We start from the raw sequence: 18,060 nt of genomic DNA on the forward strand, positions 1-18,060 counted from the left end.
TCACCTCTTTAGATTTCCTAGACTCATCATATTGTAGGGGGAGCAGATGTGTTACTCTGGGCAGGCCATTTAATAAAATAAACAAGCGCTATTTCACCTCATAGCCGCCTTTTCCGCCTGGGTTAAGAATCAACTTTTGGCAGGAAGACCCGCCCAAACTCAACGATTACGGGTGTGCTATAATAGGCTCTAACGGATGAATTTAGAGAATAGGTGTGTGGACCGATGGAAGTAAAGCCGGAACATCCTGCCAAAGCCAAAAAACCGCTATACCTTACCGTATACAATGAACTTTTCAAAAAAATTATGAGTGGTGTGTTCCCCTCCAATAGTCAATTGCCTACTGAACCTGAACTTGCCAAAATGTTCGACGTAAGCAGAATGACGTTAAGACAAGCATTAGCTCTCTTGCAGGATGACGGGCTGGTAAAGAGTATTCACGGTAAAGGAAACTTTGTTACCCCATCTCGAATGGTGCAGAGAAATGATGGGCTCGATAAAATCGGAAACCCTATTTATAAGTGCCATACAGAGGACATTGACCATGTCGACATCCAGTTCAGATTGGACTTGGAGAGTGACTACACCAAAGAGGTCCTGAAAAGGAAAGCCACGGCTGTGGTAGCCGTTGAGCGTTGGTATATGAGTAAAGGACAGGCGGTGGCTTTCGGATTTACCTTTATGGCAATTGAGGCCGTAACGGAATTGAATCTGGACCTCCAAAATGAAGAGCAGCTGTTGGACATGCTTGAGAATAAGATATATGAGTTGGCTAACTCTGCAACGGTGGAGGTTAAGCATTCCACGGTGATGAATACCTCGTCTCAAAAATTTGAACTTGATGCCGACGAGGGGTGTGACTTGCTGTTGGAAAGTCTATATGTAAACGAACAGTACCCCATTGTATACAATAAATATTATATTCCTAAAGAATTTAGCCGGATTGTGATCAACGCTTCGAAGAAATAGGACATAATAGAAATGCAGGGCAGTGGTTTCTCCATAAAGGAGAGATCACTGCCCTTTTGCATAGGACCGCCTAAAGAGATAGAACATTAGAAAATTATCCAGAAAAAATAAGTTGATAAAGGAATGTGATGTATGGTACTTTATCCGTGTACCAATTAGACAACTTACTATACAACTATACCAATATGTAAAGAAAAGGAGATTTAAAATGAGTACATCCCCTAAAGAAACGCCGCATATTCAACCTGGTGGAACAGAGATCGCCGAGACGATTCTATTGCCGGGCGATCCCTTAAGAGCGAAGTTTATTGCGGAGAACTTTTTGGATAATGTCGTCCAGTTCAATGAAGTCCGCGGTATGCTGGGCTACACGGGAACTTTCAAGGGTAGAAAAATATCCGTGATGGGAACGGGAATGGGAACTCCGAGCATGAGTCTGTATTCATGGGAGCTGATTCATGTATTCGGTGTTAAGAATCTCATTCGAATTGGTTCCGCAGGGGCGATTCAAGATCATTTGAACCTGTATGATATTGTTTTCGCAATGGGTTCTGCAACCGATTCCAATTATGGGCACCAGTACAATCTCCCAGGTCACTATTCGATTACGGCATCCTTCGAGCTGTTGGAAAAAGCCAAGAAAATAGCGGATGCGCAGGGACAGAAGGTTCATGTAGGCAATGTGCTCTCCAGTGACATCTTCTATAATGCGGATCCGACGGCACTGAAGAGATGGAGTGAAATGGGCATTCTATGCGCCGAGATGGAATCTGCAGGTCTGTATATGAACGCAGCCCATGCGGGCGTTAACGCACTGTGTATCTTGACGATCAGCGATCATATTTTTAGACATGAATCCACGACTCCTGAAGAGAGACAGACCGCTTTCACTAAAATGATGGAAATTGCACTGGAACTTGCTTAATCATTCCATTCCAAGAAAGGAATGTGGCTAATGGCTACTAGAACTGAACAAACACCGCAAACTACCCCAGCCTTTCAGCCGAAAAGGGCAGTGCCTGTCATTCTGCTCTTTTTCGTTTTTGCCTTGATCGTCGATAACTCATTCAAGTTGGTTTCGGTAGCTATAGCCGATGATCTGGGAATCTCGGCAGCAGCGGTTAGCTGGCAAGCCTCATTAGCGGGACTTGTGATTGGAATCGGCGCTGTCATCTATGCCTCTTTGGCCGACACGATCAGTATCCGAAAGCTGCTGAGTGCAGGGATTATCTTAATCTGCATCGGTTCCATTATCGGTTTTATTTTTCAACACTCTTATCTGCTCGTTATTATTGCCCGTATGATCCAGACAGCAGGCCTGGCCGCGGCTGAAACCTTATATGTGATCTATGTAACGAAACACCTGCCCAAAGAGGAGCAGAAAAAGTTCCTGGGTCTCAGCACAAGCAGTTATTCGCTTTCTCTTGTTATCGGTTCCATTACCGGGGGTTACGTGTCCACCTATTTAAGTTGGTCCACGTTATTCTTAATCCCGCTGCTGTCCTTAATTCTGCTTCCCTTCATTCTTAAATATTTGCCGAAGGAACAATCTCGGAAGAGTCATGTTGATTTTATCGGACTGCTTCTAATATCCGCCATTGCCACTTCAGTCATGATGTATTTAACGGATTTCAACTGGATCTTTATTGTGATCTTCGCAGCCGCAGCAGGACTTTTTCTTGGCTATATCACCAAGAGTAAGAAGTCGTTCATCGGGATTTCCTTTTTTCAAAATAAACGGTTTGCAGCCGTTCTTGCCATCGCCTTTGTGATTTATTCCGTTCAACTAGGCTACATCTTTATTTTCCCATTCCTGCTTCAGAAAATGTATAATCTTCAGCTCGACACGATCTCGCTGCTGCTGATACCGGGTTATGTAACGGCGATACTGGTTGGATCGCTGTCGGGAAAAATAGCAAAAGTATTGACCAATAAGCAAGCGGTTTCCATTGCTATGCTCATTATCGTATGCAGCCTGGCTTTGCCCGGCCTTATTGGAGGCTCGGTTATTGTATATGTTCTCTCCATGCTGCTGTTCTCAGGGTCATTCGCATTCATGTACGCACCTATGCTTGATTCATGCATACGTTCCATTCCCGTAGAAAGATCGGGAACAGCCATTGGATTCTACAACTTGGTGTTGAATGTGGCCGTTTCTATAGGCATCACCTATACCGCGTCTCTAATGGATGTAGTATCTTTTGGAACGGTGTTATGGATCCTTGCTGCAATTACCTTGTTCGCCCTATTGATGTACGGGCTGCTTGTAGGCCGACTTACTGAGCCCAAATAAGTAAAAATGCCTGTGGCTTATAACGCCCAAAACACCTTCTCTTTGGAGGTGTTTTGGGCGTTTTAAATATCTCCTGCGCTCTTGAAGTCGTTCTCCTATCATTCTCCTGCTCGGCTTTTTTCTCGATCCCAGAGGCCAAGAAGTATGTCCCAAAATATGTGGTGTCTCACCCGATTACCGCCGAGGACTATCCGCAACCCACGTATGATGGGCTTACTGAAATCTGGTTCGACAGTTGGGCCGACCGTGATGATCATTTCAATCAGTAATCGCGCGCTGCATCGAACCAGCTTTGAGCCATTTCTTCCGTTATCGGCTGACCAATCAGGTGATCGGACTGGCTAAGCTGCCAAACCGCTTCCCCAAGGTCTTCTCGTTCGGTGGTTTCGATGCCTTTGAGCGTATTAAAACGCAAAGTGAAAGCGGTAATAACCGCCTCGGCATCGGCAAAGCTGCGGGCCTGTGCTAAATTTTCCTGTGCAACGTCGTAAGCTTCGTTAGCCAGCTTGGCCAGACGTTTAGGCCAGGACGAGAACGGGCGTCCGAACTCGGTCGACCACCACTCAGGCTTTCGCAATTGGCTCACTGAAGCATGGCCGGTCCACGGGCGGGTTTTAGCGCGCGTTTTCATTTGCTGCTTCAGACGCTTACCCGTGAACTCTTCCACATTGTATGCGATAAAACGGTCAAGCAACGGCCACACGTTCAAGGACGGGAGGTCCTCCAGATCAGGCATGAAGCGCAGCTCCAGATTCGTTAACCCGGTATGCCGGGCCAACAAGTCCAAGTCGCAGAAGTTCCCCCACAAACTCAGTGAGTCTAGGTTCGGGAACCGGTCCAGACACTCTAGCGAGATGGGCTGTCCCAGCGGCGCGTTCTGCAGCGCTAGGCTCGTCACCTGGTGCAATTCACCTAGGTCGGGCATCAAGAAGGGGGTATCCTTCTTGCGTCTGCCGGTGCGCGGCGCTAGTGTCAGAGAGGATGGCATATTGCCAGTGGCCGAGAAACGTGATAGATCGCCGGACACGTTCAAACGGAAAGGCTTCCTCGGAAGTTTTAAGTTCAGATGCCCTCCGGACGGACCCAACTCGATAGTCAAGCCGTGCAAAATGGACGGACTGGCATTCACCACCGTGTCTTCAGATAAGATCGGAGCCCACGTCATCTCTTCAATGGGTCGTTTCTGCGCCCAGTCAAAGAAGCCTGCGTCGCTTCCTGTATAATGCAGAAATCGCGGCCAGGGCGAGCCCGCCGGCGTGGAAAACGCATCGAATACGGTCCAATCGATAAGCGAATCGGGCGCGACGTGAAGGTCTGCCTTCTTCCCCAAATGCGACGGTCCAATTGATAGACTGCCCACACCTTTTTGTCTGACAAGAGTGTGACTGCTCGGACCTGTCAGGTCGATGGGATAACGGCCATCTTCTTTAATCGAACCGGCGGGAGGACGAGCTTGGTCATCATTCGGCATTTCTATCATCCTTTCTTCTAAACCCTATCAAAACGGTTTAGGTTTCCGATGTCCCCATTGTATCACTTCTATCCAAATTTCCCCTATCCCTACTTATGATACGGTTCACAGCCCGGTCAATTTTGACAAATAAAGCGAGAGAGTAGTAGATTCTATTTATACGAAATCTTTAATTTGGGTGAGCCTATGAGAAAAAAACTACAAATTTACATATCGTCTACTTTCAACGATCTTATTGAGGAAAGACATACCGCTGTTGAAGCCGTACTTCAAGCCGGTCATATTCCTGCTGGAATCGAGCAATTTTTCAAGGAAAGTCCGGTGAACATCAGGAAGAGATGGATTGACGAGTCCGATGTATATATCCTGATTCTCGGAGGATTCTATGGTTTAACGCTTCCTGATGAATCCAAGAGCTATACGCATTGGGAGTATGAGTATGCCGGAGAAACGGGCAAACCTAGATTTGCTTTTGTTGTCACAGATGAAGCATTAAGACAAAAGCCATACGACTTCGCGGCAATTGAATACTATCGGAAGTTTCAAGAGTTTAAGCAATCGGTCATGGAACAAATCCCTATCTATTACGTTGAAGATGTGCGGCACATTAAAATGGTACTTCGTGATCAATTGCCGGAGTATGCAGCAAGAAACGATTTGTATGGCTGGGTTTCCGGCAAGGATGTCCCGGACGTTCAAAAGCTGTTGGAAGAGAATGCACGATTAAAGGCGGAGTTGGAGAAAAAGAAATGAGTACCACGTCCTCGGTCTCGATAGCAGCCAATGACCTCGGCGATGGCGCGGTTTTCCGCCAACTCCATGCGGAGATTATTTCTCCATCGCTTCGATCGCATACTTCAACTCGACGTCTTGCCCGTCCATCACGCTTTCTTTGAACGTTTCTTCATTTAGAGGGATTTTGATATCGGGAACCGCGCCCCCCACTCCTGTTTGGTCCGCGTCTCCCTGGACCTTCTTGTTCTGATTGAGCGACCTTCCATCGGGGAACTGGAGGACATAGCCTTCCGGCATCTTGATCTCGATCGGGCTGCTGATGAGTCCGAACGAACCGGCCGTTGAGGTGAACCCTACGATTTTGACATTGGGTATGCCTTTTAGAACAAGAGGCAGCCCTTCTCCCGAGCTTCCGGTTCTGCCGTTGATCAAGATGGCCACTGTCCCGTCGAAATAAGGCTTTGCAGGCTTGACCTTGACGACTTCATTCCGGTTCAGTTCAAACTCCCCCGTGTATCTGTTGTAATAACTGACATATTCATAGTGTTTCATCTCCTTGACGAAGAAACCGGCCAGATCGGCGGCAAGCTGATCGTCCCCGCCCGGATTGTTCCGCAGATCGACGATCAACCCTTTTACGTGCTTATCCTGGAACATTTTCAATAGGTCCGCCAGGCTTTTTTCAGGTGAGGTGTCGTTTGAATTGGGGAGAAAATGCTTGATTTTCACATATCCATAGCCGTTTTCAAGAATTTTCCCTTCAATGGGGGAAGCATCCAGATCGGCTTGGGTGAGTTTGGTTTTCGTCTTCTTCAGCGTCTCGAATTGATCGTCATAAGCCGTCAGCTTCGTTCGGGTAGGTTCGGACTCCCCCCAATTGCGAAATTCGACTTGTACTTCTTTGCCGATGGGCGCACGCACCATAAATCGTCCCTGATTGAACCTCTTCACCTCATCCGTAGCCATGTTGTTCTCACTCCATGTCGTCCGGCCGAAGGCTTCCCTCCCCGTTTTTCCGTCCCAGGCGACGATTTCCGCACCTAGCTTCATGCCGCTCTTGGCCGCGGGGCTGTTCTCCAAAACCAGACTTACGAGAACTTTGCCGTTATCCAACTGAACGGTGCTTAGTCCAAAGCCGCCGCCAACTTCCTTTTTAAATACCGCATTCCCATCGTATACATTATCGTTAACGATTTTGATATGTCCGTCCCGCAGAGAAAACAGATATTCTCTTAGCGTTTTATAATACATATCGGAGTCTTTGTCTTTCTCGGCCCTTTTGAAGATTGGCTCGTACTTGCTTCGGCGCTCATTCCAGTCGATGTTCTTCCATTCCCCGAACGGATATTCCCGCGACAATCTTTCGTTCATGGCGACGAACGCCTTGGAGTAGCTCATGCCGCTAAAATCGCTAACCGGGTTGTACCGCAATACTCCCGCGTTTGCTAACGCAAATACAATGGGAGCAGCTCCGCATACGCAAATTACGTTCCTCACGATCCTGAATGCTTTCTTCTTCGGAGCCGTCCAGGCTTGAGGCTTTAACAGTCTCCTAATTGTGCATAAAAACACGAGTAGCGTCAGCGACTCGATGATCAGAGCCAGAAGGGTCATGTCCCCGGACAGGACACTTGCAATGGCCGCGAGCACACCCGCACTGGGTAAAAAATCAAACCATCTGTAATACTTCTTGATAGGTACCGCGTAAACCGTCAATACGAATAAATTGATGATGCACATGATCAATTCATAAACCGTCAGCCATTTTACCGAATCGATCGTACCGATAACGCTCATTTCCCGTCTCCTCCCATTCATTTTCTCCTGGCAGCCACCGCTGCGATACATTGGAAAGAGTAAGGGAGAAATATGAACGGAGCGTGAACCGGTTTACGATTTGTCAGGCGGAATGGCGGGCAGATGAACGACGACTTTCGTACCTTGTCCGACTTTGCTTTCCATATAAATATCGCCTTGGTGAAGAGCGACAATTTTTTTGACGATAGCGAGTCCAAGGCCGCTGCCGCCGCTGCGATTCCGGGACCGGTCCGTCTTGTAAAAACGCTCGAAAACGCGGCCCAGTTGTTCAGGTGCTATACCGATCCCGGAATCGGATAAAGTCACGGAATATCCGTCCATGCGAGTCCTTAATTGAAAATGGATGAGTCCGCCTTCCGGCGTAAACTTGATGCTGTTGCCGAGCAGGTTCGTCCATACTTGATTGAGCTGATCCTTATCGGCCGTTATTACGGCAGCCTGAGGCAGATCCAGATCGATATCCATGTTTTTCTCTGACCATAGAGGTTCGCAGTTCACGACAACCCGTCTGATTTGTTCATCCAGATTAAACGTGGCGTACTCCAATGGATGGTGATTGGAATCGAGGGACGCGAGCTTGAGTAAATTATCGCTGAGCCTGGATAATCGGCCGCTTTCCGCCAAGATGATATCCAGATACTGAATGCGCTCGTCTTCGGCAATTGCATTCATGTCCTTCAGCGCTTTCGCAAAACCGGATATAGACGTTAACGGAGACTGAATCTCGTGCGACACATTCGAGACAAAGTCCTGGCGCATCTGCTCCAATTGCTTAAGATCAACCGCCATTTCGTTAAAGCTTCGAGCCAAATTTCCCAGCTCGTCCTTGCGCCTCACTCCCAATTCCACGTCGAAATCGCCCTTCGCAAGTCGTTTAGTCGCGGCAGTAAGCGTCTTGATCGGTTTTACAACATAGATCGCGGCTATGAGAATGCAGATGCTTCCCGTAACCAGAACTAATAAAAGAATGGCTAGCATCAAGTGAATGAGGGTCGATTCGTTTTTGGATGAGGGCCGCAAAAATAAGGCGTGACGCTCACCGCCGATTTGGAACTTCAGCCCGATGAACGTCTCCTTATCCTTGGAGGAAGATCGGTATATCTCACCTTCCCTTACTTTCCGAATGGATTCCTGCGAAATCGCAAGATCGTCCGTGTCGGAGCTGTACTTGAAGGATTTCATGGCTCCAGAGCCGGCGTATAGTTGAACGGAATAGGAGGTCAGCTTCACCATGCTTTCCATGAACCGATCCAAATTTGCCGGCCCCGTCTGTTCGTAGACGCGAATGATCTCCTCGCCCGCGGCTACCAAATCGTTTTGCCCGATCCGGTCTATTTTTTCCTCGAATAGGGCGAGCCCAGCCAGAACGGAGACAAGCAGGCCTATTCCCATAGCAGCCAAAAACGTTAGCACGACGCGGACGTATAGAGACCTTGTCATTTCTTCACCTCTAGCCGGTATCCGAGACTGCGGACCGTCTCGATGCGGAAATGCTCGGCATCCTCGGCGAAACGCTCCCTAATTCTCTTAATATGGACATCGACGGTTCGGTCGTCGCCTTTGTAATCCATCCCCCAAATTTGCACGATTAGCTGTTCTCTGGTTAATATTTGTCCAGGGTGACAGGCCAGTTTGAACAGAAGTTCAAACTCTTTTAACGGCAAAATGAGCTCTTTGCCTTCACGGATCACTTTGTGAGCCCGCCGGTCCAACACGATTCCGCCTAATTGAATGATCTGAGAGGAAACGATTCGATAACGCTTTAGCAGCGCTTTTACTCTCATCACAAGCTCCAAGGGATCGAAAGGCTTAGTCACATAGTCATCCGTGCCGAGCTGGAAGCCTTTCACCTTTTGCCCCGATTCTCCTTTGGCCGTTACCATAAGCAGCGGAATCTCCGGATAGAGGCGACGAATCTCCCTGCACAATTCCCATCCGTCCATATGCGGCATCATAATATCGAGAATCACGGTATCGACGGTCGAATTCTCCATGACGGAGAGCGCCTCGATCCCATTTGCCGCCTCGACAGTGTCAAACCCTTCGCTCTTCAAATACAAGGTGATGAGCTTGCGAATATGCGCGTCGTCGTCTGCAACAAGAATCTGGGTCATGTCCGGATGATCCCCTTTCGATCATTCACCTTACTCTAGGAGAGTTGGTGAGCTTTTGAAGGAATTATACCATGTAAAAAATGTAAACGAGGGAATCGGTTTAAGCCGTTGAGATTAACGGGTCTATCGGTGAAAAATAAGAAAGGAGCCTATCGCGGCGCGACAGCTCCTAGCAATCCAAGTGATTCACGTGAAACAATTCTTTTCTCCGCGCCCCCTGTAACTTGCAGCTCTACATTGTAAATGCGCTAAGCAAAGACGGCCATAACGAAATTCGCTCGCGGCAGCACAAACATACTGTTTCTCCCGCAAAATAAGGCAGATGACTAACCAGCCCGAGAGGTGGGTATACGCCTGGGGAACCGGGTCCGTTCTCATCCTAAGTCCGCGTGCATGGCTTCCGCGATGGTCAAGAAATCTTCACGGTCGATCTCGAAGTGGCCGGTACGGAACGGGTATCCCCAATTCCGCTTGCCGCGGGTAATGCAAAGCCGGTCGAGCAAGTCCACGATCCTCGCTTCCCGGCAGGGAACATACTCGATGTTCCGGCGGAAGGGTACGAACGTCGCGGACATCGCATACTCGTATACATGATCGTCCACTACCCGGCCGATAGCGGTGAACGCTTGCAGTGGCTCCCCGCCTCCCATCTCGGTACGAGGAGAATAGTACACAAGCCAATCCCCCGACTGCATCCTGCGCAGCGGCGCAGATTTGCCGTGACACATCTGGGCGAAGCCGCCCTGTACCCCCCGCTGCACGTGCGATGCCGAGACGACGCCGATCCAATAGCGCTGCTTTCCACTTTCCGGGCCGGCGTCCCCATCGCTCGGGAATGGACAGCCACCCGGCAGGCCCTCCTTTGGGCCAGGAGTAGACGGACTCACCCGCTCCCTATCCACGCCGCTTAGAATAGCGTCGGCATTTCGGGTCTTTCCAGTACCTTGCCTGACCTCACACATGCGCTGCCCTCCAGGCGTCATCCAGACGCTTCCTCTGCAGCAAATGATGGCGATAGTGCATTTCGATCAGTTGGAACCATTCGAGCGCATTCAATCCGCCGAATCGCGGATGGACAACCGTATTTCGCACGAGCTCGAAATCCGTATCCTTTCCTGATTCCGATATTGCTTGGGCAACCGGATCAAACGCCGCCACGACCGCCGGTTCGATCTCGGTCATCCTACGAACCGTGTCGCGCAGCCCATCCACGAGTTGTTCCTTACCTTCCGGTTGCGGCGGTGTGTATTGAGGTGATGGGGGAACCTGGACGCGATCCGGCGGAAAGCTTCCCGCCCCGAACACTTCCTCCCCCGGCTTCGTCTTTCCCGTCGAAGAAACTGCCGGGTTGCCGTTCGGCGCGAGGCACATCGCGACATTCCGCAAATGCATAAACTGTGCGGAATTGATCAGATGCACATGCATCTGACCGAGCGACCATTCGTCTTCCGCGGGCTTCCACAGCAGCTGCTCAAGACTGACGCCGTCCAACTCCCGAATATAGCCGCTGACCGTCTCCTCGAACTTACGCAACATTTCCTTCGTATTCATTACCGAATCCAACTCCCTCTTGCTTAAGTTGACTCCAGCATACAACAAAGCTACTGACACCAGTCTGTCAGTAGCGTTCAAGCATCTTTTCAATTTCCTTACGCATTCGTTCCCGCAGACCGTATCGCGTCTATCGGCGAAAAGGATAGATTGAGAAAAAAACAACCATTAATGACATGAAAGTCGGTAATGGTTGTAGTCCGGCGTAACTACTGTCCGGTTATCGTATAGACATTAGAGGAGCCTACCGGCGCCGCATTGAAATAAGCGTTATTCTGAACGGCTCCGGGGAACTTAACCCCGTATGTAATCCCGCCTCCGCCGTCCTTGACACCTATAATCTCAACCGCACTTGGAATCGGAATATCAAGCGCCACCGGGCTATGCATAATAGTTATGTTCGCTTGAAGGATATTGCCGTCCACCTTCACCGTAACGACATCACCGTCTTCCGCGGCGAAGTCCCAGATCAGCATACGGCTTGTCGTCGTATTTTTCTTCATCTCAATCTTGAAATCCCTGGCTTCAAGTCCCGCCGAATCATCGGCCGCGGCTAGCTGGATACCCGCCTTCATCCCTTTGCCGATCCCGTTTGACTGAACATCTTTTATACTGCCGGTTGAACCTTGGAAATACATGAACATCCCAAACGTGATCAGCCCCGTAATTCCGATCCAAAATCGATGCTTATTTCTTTTTTTTCCGTTAGAAGATGACTTACGATTGTCTGACGCCCCTGTATATTCCATAGAGACATCATCATTTTCCCTTTGTCGAAGCTCATATTGGTTGGGTGTGTTTGACTTCGGTCTTTGCTCATCTTGTCGGTGATCTGCCAATTTCCTTCTCCTCACTATTCCTTATATCGATTTGTCCGCCGAACAACCGGGTACTTCCAGTACAGCAGCGACATGCATAATCGGATAGCCGCAATCGCAAGCAGCAGAAGCGTAATGGCCCATCCTTTGGAATAAAGTCCCTCGTCCGCCCATTTGTTAAGAATTATGACTCCTACCGATAGAGCGAAGCTGGTATAAATGAGCATTTGCAGGGCTGGAAGCAAGATCGTGATTTTACGATAGGGGATACCTAAAAATTTACTTCTCATGGCCAAGTAAATAAAGAAAGCCAAAAGGCTTATTACGATCACACCGCCGCTTGCGACCGGAACCTCGTTAATTAGAATTTTCTTTATGTCACCGTATATTATGAAAGGCATAAAAAGCGTAGCGATAATGACCCCGAACATGAAGGAATGATAAAAAACGATGGCGAGCAACCATTTTAGGACTTTCATTCCATCACCCCCGTCTTTCCTTGAAAGTCTTCAGGCATCAAAGTGGATAATTCCTCGGCTGTGGCGTCGGCTTTCTTGCTCATACGCAAGGCATGGCCTCGAATCGCTTTCTCGACCAAATTTCGAACGAGCCGTCCATTGCCTGCGGTCTTATCTCCTTCATAGGTCTCCAAAATGGAGAGTAGCGAAGCTTCGGCCTCCCGGGCGATCACATATCCTTGCGCCTTCACCAGCAAACGCGCAATTTGCAGCATTTCCTCGGCTGTATAATCGGGAAATGTAATCATATTGGGAAACCTGGAGCGGAGCCCCGCATTGCGGTTCAAGAAGCGCTCCATATCTTCGTCGTAGCCGGCCAATATAACGATGAGCCTGTCCCGGTAATCGTCCATGGCTTTGACGAGCGTATCGATCGCTTCCTGCCCGAATTGATCCCCTTCCGCCAAAGCGTAGGCCTCATCCACAAACAAGATCCCGCCAAGAGCGCGTTCGATAACCTCTTTCGTCTTGAGCGCGGTTTGCCCCACATAACCGGCAACCAGGCCGGACCGATCGGTTTCTACCAGCGTGTCGGCCTTGATCACGCCCAGTTCTTTAAATCGTTGGGCCAAAATACGGGCAATGGTCGTCTTGCCGGTTCCCGGGTTTCCTTTAAATACCATATGGAGAGCTTGAGCGGAAGCCTTGGGCAGCCCCATCTCTTGACGGCGCTTGGCCACCTCAATTTGAGCCGATAGGCTTCTCACAAATTCCTTAACGGAGGACAGACCGACAACGTCATTGAGCGCTCCAAGCGCATTCGCCCGCTTCTCCGCGAGGTCTACATGTGCCGACAGTCCAAAATCCTCCACAGTCAGCTCATTTAACTGATCCGCCGAAATATCCGGGTGATCGGCCAATCGCTCCGCTTGCTTGCGGATCGCCTCCTCCAGCGTATTGCGGACGAGCCGGCCGTTGCCTCCGTCCTTTCTACCCGGGATTTGCTTCTCATTAAAATAGGGTTCGAGCAAACCGGACACACCCTGAGCTAGGGTAAAACCTCGCGCTTTCACCATAATCGAGGCGATTTGCTGCATTTCCTCGGCCGTGTAATCGGGAAATTCGATCTGTAGCGGGAAGCGCGAGGACAGACCCGGATTGACTTGAACAAACCTCTGCATATCTTCTGTGTATCCCGCCAAAATGACAACCAGATTGTCTTTATGAAGCTCGATAAGACGAACCAGTGAATCGATCGCTTCCTTACCGAAGCCCCCGCCCTGCACGCCATCCTGCGCAAGCGCATAGGCTTCGTCAATGAAAAGCACGCCTCCAAGAGCAGATTCGACAACCAGCTTGGTCTTGTTGGCCGTCTGGCCGACGTACTCCGCTACCAGATCAGATCGATCCACCTCAACGAGATGTCCTTTTTTCAAATAGCCCATGGACCGGAGCATCCCCGCCACCAGCCGTGCCATCGTTGTCTTGCCCGTACCGGGATTGCCCGAAAAAATCATGTTGAGAGTCTGGCCGGTATCGACATGAATCCCGGCTTCCTTCCGCCTTCGATCAACAATAAGCTGTTTCTCCAGCGTTCGGACGAATAGTTTGACTTTCTCCAATCCGACAATTCCGGCGAGCTCATTTTCGATATTAAATGCTTCCTTCTCTCCGATCCCAAAGTCTACCCCTGTCAATAACTGCAAGTCTGTATCTGCAGTTGCCCCTGACATCAGCCCTCTAAGCCGAGTCGCTTGCTTGCGGACAGCCTCCTCGAACAAATTGCGGACAAGCCGGCCGTTGCCGCTGTCATTGCGGCCAGGAATTTGCCGTTGATCGAACAGCTCGATCAAACCCTCATAAGCATCCGTTTCTATCCGGAAACCATTCTTGTTCGCCATCTGAATCATAATGTCCAGCATATCTGCCGCTTTGTAATCGGGGAATTCCACGATGAATGGAAATCTTGAACGCAAACCTGGATTCGATCGCAAAAAAGTCTCCATCTCCTGGGTATACCCCGCCAGCACAACAACCAGATGATCTCGATGATCCTCCATCGCCTTAACAATCGTGTCGATCGCTTCGATGCCGAACGTATCGTGATCGTGACGAGCGAGCGTATAGGCCTCGTCGATGAACAATACGCCTCCCAAGGCCTCATTGACTTGTGCCATCGTTTTCGGAGCGGTAGAGCCCACATATTGTCCTACAAGATCCTGTCTCGTCACTTCGATCAATTGACCTTGCGGCAGCAATCCGAGCGCCTTCAGAATACGGCCGATTAAGCGGGCGACCGTCGTTTTGCCGGTTCCGGGATTCCCGGCGAATACCATGTGAAGCGACATCGCCACAGAGCCTCCGCTTTCCCTGGCCCTCAGCTTGTTAACCTGAACCGTCTCCATGAGCTCATAGACAAACTTTTTCACGGGTTCCAGACCCGTTAACGCATTTAATTCTTTCAGAACATCGTCAATCGACTCCTGACGAACGAAAGATAGTGCTCTGATCGGAATTTCAAGAGAATTCGACTCCACAAAAAAAGAATCGTTCTTGAAACGGATACGCACGCTCTCGTTGCCACGAATCTCATTACGGGCCCGCAAACCGGACAATACGACAGTAAGCTCCTTATCAATCCAGTGCTGCACTGCCTCGCCGAACGTTTTGTTTGCTGCGGCTATATCGGCCAACGCCTCATACGTGGAAGGATGGACGGTAATCTCTGTTTGCATATCCCTTGACAGATCGTCTATCGCTTTCCCCAGCAAGATCTCGGCGATCTGCCGCATCGTCTCCTGCTCTAACGGTGAAGATATTGCCGCCGCAAGGATGGTTTGCAAGATAGAGGTAGGGAGATGCCTTGCCAGCACGGACGGAACTTGGCCATATTCGCTTTCTCTCTCTGCATGTTCATCGATATAGAAGATGATGAAATAATCGTCGGCGCTTATGCGAACTCCTTCTTTGGTTCGGAAGCTGCCTTCCGCGGCAAGCTTAGCGACCAGGCTGATAATAGCCGGGTCAGCCCCTTTGATCCCCTGAAATAACACCGTACCCTCGGAGTGCTGGAAAGCCTCCGCCATATCACTAATAAAATTTCCTGATAGTTCATCCGCCTCATAACGCTGTAAATCAATTTCTGCAAGTTGTGGCCTGGAGATTAGCCGGCGTGCATGCATCTCCCGAACCAGCCATTCCAAGGCTGTTTTTTTGCCCGTACCAGGGGCCCCAGCCAGTAAGATCACATTCCTTGGCTTATTATTCTGGCGCCCATTCATATATCCCTGTTTATATCCCGCAATCAAATCGTCTACGAAGAATGCCTGTCCGATCACTTGACTATTTACGTTCTTTTCCACTTCTCGGAACAGTTTATCCAATTGCTTGGGAGATAGAGCGCTCTGCGCTTCATTCCGGCCTTCTTCCTGCGACGTATGTGCTCGATTCTGAACAGGTCGGGAAGTCGATGAAGAAATGTTCTGCCCTGCGGCTGCCTGCTCGGAATAGCTCGGACCTGCACTTCTGGCTCCCGATCCTGCATGATATTGTTGCGTCGGCTGCTCTCGCCTCGTTGGAGCTGGAGGTTCTTCTTTTTTGGCGATAAATCCTTTTTCCCGAACCAATTCAACGAGTTGATACTCAGGAAAAAGAAATTTGAGCGCTTTCAACATACTTCTTCGGTTGATTCTCATACTTCCCGTTACCCCCTGCGGCCTGCTGTTCTTTCTTTTTTTCCTATATTATACTATGGCTCCGCTACTTTTGCTTTCAGCAGATCAGGAAAAGGTGAATGTATGGCGAATTAACACAGTCGCTTCAACTTAGAGGCTTTCCCCATTTTTCGCACAAAAAGCCACCGTAGTAATCGGCGGCTTTCTATCGATGATTCAACTATCGTTCCTCGTTAGCATATCTATTTGTCCATTGCATCATTTTTGTGCGTTTCCACTGAATGATTCGTACCGTATAACTCATTTAAATGCTCGACATGGGCTACTCCCCAATCGTTTAACGCCTGCAAAATGGTTGCCATACCTTTACCGTATTCTGTGATGGAGTATTCCACCTTGGGGGGAATTTGGCGATAGATCTCACGGTGAACAATATCGTGATACTCCAATTCCCGTAATTGTTGGGTCAGCATTTTTTTAGTTATATCCGGTATCGCTTTTTGAAGTTCGCTAAATCTCATGGTTCCGTTTGAAAAAAGGCGAAGCAGAATAACCGGCTTCCATTTCCCGACAAGGATCTCCAACGCCGTCTCGAATTTACAAAAGGTAGACATGAATATACCCTCCACTTCCCTACTCGCCTTAGGTTTCTTTTTGTATACTACGTTTATTTTAAGTAACTACTTCCTAAAGCGATTTCTATAGATTATTATGCACCTAGAGCTCAATAGACACAAGAGGAGGCGACTGAAGAAATAACAGGTTGGATTATCGTTAGTTAGGTTGGGATATCAATAGATGAAAGTGATAAGGAGTTGGCGCAATTCATGAATGTCGTTTTATGGATCGTACAAGGGATATTAGCATTAGGATTTATTTATTCCGGTTGGTTGAAGGCGTTTCAGTATGAAGCAGCAAAAGTGTCTTGGACATGGGTGAGTGACGTTCCAAAAGCTCTCGTTTTCTTTATTGGTTTAGTGGAATTGCTTGGAGTGATAGGTTTAATTTTGCCTCAAGCCACAAAAATCGTCCCTGTTTTGACGCCGACTGCCGCGGCCGGACTTGCTGCAATCGTTCTCTTCGGTGCCGTATTCCATATTATGCGAGGCGAATATAGGCAAATTGGCGTGAACATCATTTTCTTAGCCTTTGCCCTATTTGTTGCGATTGGTCGTTTAAAGTGGATGTAGCCGTAACTCGATAAATGCGGACTTATTGGCCTTAAATCAACCGCAGTTTACGCCCTTCTATCGATAACGGCCTCTCCGTCAACTAACCATAAACCGTCAGGTTTTATCATATAAGTATTAGAATGATTCGAAAATCGAAAGCAGCGGCATCCTTGGACCGGAAAATTACGTCCTAGATTGCCGCTGCTTTAACACTTCCAACATCCTATTACACCAGAGGATAATTGCCTCCTCGAAGTTTATCCCATGTGTACGCCCATTCATTTATTCTTTAACGCCTCGGCAAGTTCATACAAAACATGGGATTGTTTAATCCGATAGCTCCGCCCCTCCTTTTGCAAGTAATTATTTTCACAAAATTTTGTGAGGACATGCAATAAGTGCCGATAAGATACACCTAAATAATCACAAACCGTTACATGCTTCTCCTTATAAATCCCTTCATCGGCAGTTTGCAAAATAAAATCCGCAAGCCGGTTTTCAAGCGGGAAAGCTAGGCTTTGTGAATACTTTGCTGCCATAAATGTAGCTTTTACACTTAAAAATTTGGTCAATTCCCGCAGAAATTTTGCATCATCCAGTAACTGTGTACAATATCTGTGAACCGGAAGCGCGAAACAAATGGTTTTCGTTAATGCTTGAATCCCCTTTGTGTAATACACGTCATTTAATAACTCCATTTCCCCAATAAAATCATTAGCATTAATAAAATTAATTAGAGATACTTTCCCGTTTTGATGACTTACATATATTTTTGCTTTTCCTTCCATTACATAGAATAAGAAATCAGGTCTCATTCCTTCTCTAATAATCCATTCATCCCGCTGGTATTCGTGCACTTCCATAAAGTCTTCAACTTGGAAGGAAAATAGAGGTGCTATTGAGTTCTTCTCCAGATATAATCTTTTTTTCTCACCTTTGTAAACTTCCATATTTCACCCCCAAAATACGAGATATCTCCTATTCTCC

Annotated in this window: 16 protein-coding genes; 5 read left to right on the forward strand and 11 right to left on the reverse strand. The window is 48.5% G+C overall.

What is annotated here, in order from left to right:
• The first annotated feature begins 225 nt into the window (after positions 1–225).
• The 3 genes from PCH01S_RS18710 to PCH01S_RS18720 all read left to right on the forward strand — a co-directional run bounded on the left by PCH01S_RS18710 (position 226) and on the right by PCH01S_RS18720 (position 3,262).
• Positions 226–969, forward strand: a complete 744-nt coding sequence (locus tag PCH01S_RS18710) for a GntR family transcriptional regulator (RefSeq protein WP_042231734.1) — start codon at positions 226–228, stop codon at positions 967–969.
• A gap of 208 nt (positions 970–1,177) precedes the next feature.
• The gene (gene deoD, locus PCH01S_RS18715; RefSeq protein ID WP_042231736.1) at positions 1,178–1,894 is read left to right on the forward strand and encodes a purine-nucleoside phosphorylase; all 717 of its coding nucleotides are present in this window, start codon (positions 1,178–1,180) and stop codon (positions 1,892–1,894) included.
• 30 nt (positions 1,895–1,924) lie between these two features.
• Positions 1,925–3,262, forward strand: coding sequence for an MFS transporter (locus tag PCH01S_RS18720; protein ID WP_042231739.1), 1,338 nt, complete (start codon positions 1,925–1,927; stop codon positions 3,260–3,262).
• A 262-nt stretch (positions 3,263–3,524) separates the two neighbouring features.
• Here the strand turns inward: PCH01S_RS18720 and PCH01S_RS18730 are convergent, their stop codons facing one another.
• Positions 3,525–4,733 (reverse strand): hypothetical protein, encoded by a 1,209-nt coding sequence (locus PCH01S_RS18730; RefSeq protein ID WP_042231741.1) that lies wholly within the window; start codon positions 4,731–4,733, stop codon positions 3,525–3,527.
• Between the two features lie 186 nt (positions 4,734–4,919).
• On the opposite strand from PCH01S_RS18730, the gene PCH01S_RS18735 reads away from it, so the two are divergent.
• On the forward strand, positions 4,920–5,486 hold the full coding sequence (locus PCH01S_RS18735; protein ID WP_042231744.1) for a DUF4062 domain-containing protein: 567 nt from the start codon (positions 4,920–4,922) through the stop codon (positions 5,484–5,486).
• 75 nt (positions 5,487–5,561) lie between these two features.
• Here PCH01S_RS18735 and PCH01S_RS18740 read toward each other — a convergent pair whose 3' ends face one another.
• The 9 genes from PCH01S_RS18740 to PCH01S_RS18780 form a co-directional block, all read right to left on the reverse strand.
• Positions 5,562–7,265, reverse strand: coding sequence for a S41 family peptidase (locus PCH01S_RS18740; protein ID WP_042231746.1), 1,704 nt, complete (start codon positions 7,263–7,265; stop codon positions 5,562–5,564).
• Between the two features lie 93 nt (positions 7,266–7,358).
• Entirely contained in the window at positions 7,359–8,726 is a 1,368-nt protein-coding gene (locus PCH01S_RS18745; protein ID WP_042231748.1) for a HAMP domain-containing sensor histidine kinase, read from the reverse strand.
• On the reverse strand, positions 8,723–9,400 hold the full coding sequence (locus tag PCH01S_RS18750) for a response regulator transcription factor (protein WP_042231751.1): 678 nt from the start codon (positions 9,398–9,400) through the stop codon (positions 8,723–8,725). Before PCH01S_RS18750 ends, PCH01S_RS18745 begins: the two co-directional genes overlap by 4 nt.
• Before the next feature lie 374 nt (positions 9,401–9,774).
• Positions 9,775–10,185 (reverse strand): EVE domain-containing protein, encoded by a 411-nt coding sequence (locus PCH01S_RS18755; protein WP_241688873.1) that lies wholly within the window; start codon positions 10,183–10,185, stop codon positions 9,775–9,777.
• Positions 10,186–10,354: 169 nt separating this feature from the next.
• Complete coding sequence (locus tag PCH01S_RS18760) at positions 10,355–10,951, reverse strand: DinB family protein (protein ID WP_042231755.1); 597 nt, start codon at positions 10,949–10,951, stop codon at positions 10,355–10,357.
• Positions 10,952–11,160: 209 nt separating this feature from the next.
• Complete coding sequence (locus PCH01S_RS18765) at positions 11,161–11,595, reverse strand: hypothetical protein (protein WP_255246855.1); 435 nt, start codon at positions 11,593–11,595, stop codon at positions 11,161–11,163.
• 209 nt (positions 11,596–11,804) lie between these two features.
• Positions 11,805–12,248: a hypothetical protein gene (locus PCH01S_RS18770; protein ID WP_042231763.1), complete on the reverse strand. Its 444-nt coding sequence runs from the start codon at positions 12,246–12,248 to the stop codon at positions 11,805–11,807.
• A complete protein-coding gene (locus PCH01S_RS18775; protein ID WP_042231766.1) occupies positions 12,245–15,922 on the reverse strand; it encodes an AAA family ATPase in 3,678 nt (1,225 codons plus the stop codon). Before PCH01S_RS18775 ends, PCH01S_RS18770 begins: the two co-directional genes overlap by 4 nt.
• Before the next feature lie 221 nt (positions 15,923–16,143).
• The gene (locus tag PCH01S_RS18780) at positions 16,144–16,515 is read right to left on the reverse strand and encodes a winged helix-turn-helix transcriptional regulator (RefSeq protein ID WP_042231769.1); all 372 of its coding nucleotides are present in this window, start codon (positions 16,513–16,515) and stop codon (positions 16,144–16,146) included.
• A 213-nt stretch (positions 16,516–16,728) separates the two neighbouring features.
• Between PCH01S_RS18780 and PCH01S_RS18785 the strand changes: the two genes are divergently transcribed.
• A complete protein-coding gene (locus tag PCH01S_RS18785; RefSeq protein ID WP_042231771.1) occupies positions 16,729–17,091 on the forward strand; it encodes a DoxX family protein in 363 nt (120 codons plus the stop codon).
• Between the two features lie 260 nt (positions 17,092–17,351).
• On the opposite strand, the gene yeiL is transcribed toward PCH01S_RS18785, so the two are convergent.
• Entirely contained in the window at positions 17,352–18,023 is a 672-nt protein-coding gene (gene yeiL / locus PCH01S_RS18790; protein ID WP_042231773.1) for a transcriptional regulator YeiL, read from the reverse strand.
• Positions 18,024–18,060 lie beyond the last annotated feature (37 nt).

Source organism: Paenibacillus chitinolyticus NBRC 15660 (assembly GCF_000739915.1).
GTDB classification, from domain to species: domain Bacteria; phylum Bacillota; class Bacilli; order Paenibacillales; family NBRC-103111; genus Paenibacillus_F; species Paenibacillus_F chitinolyticus.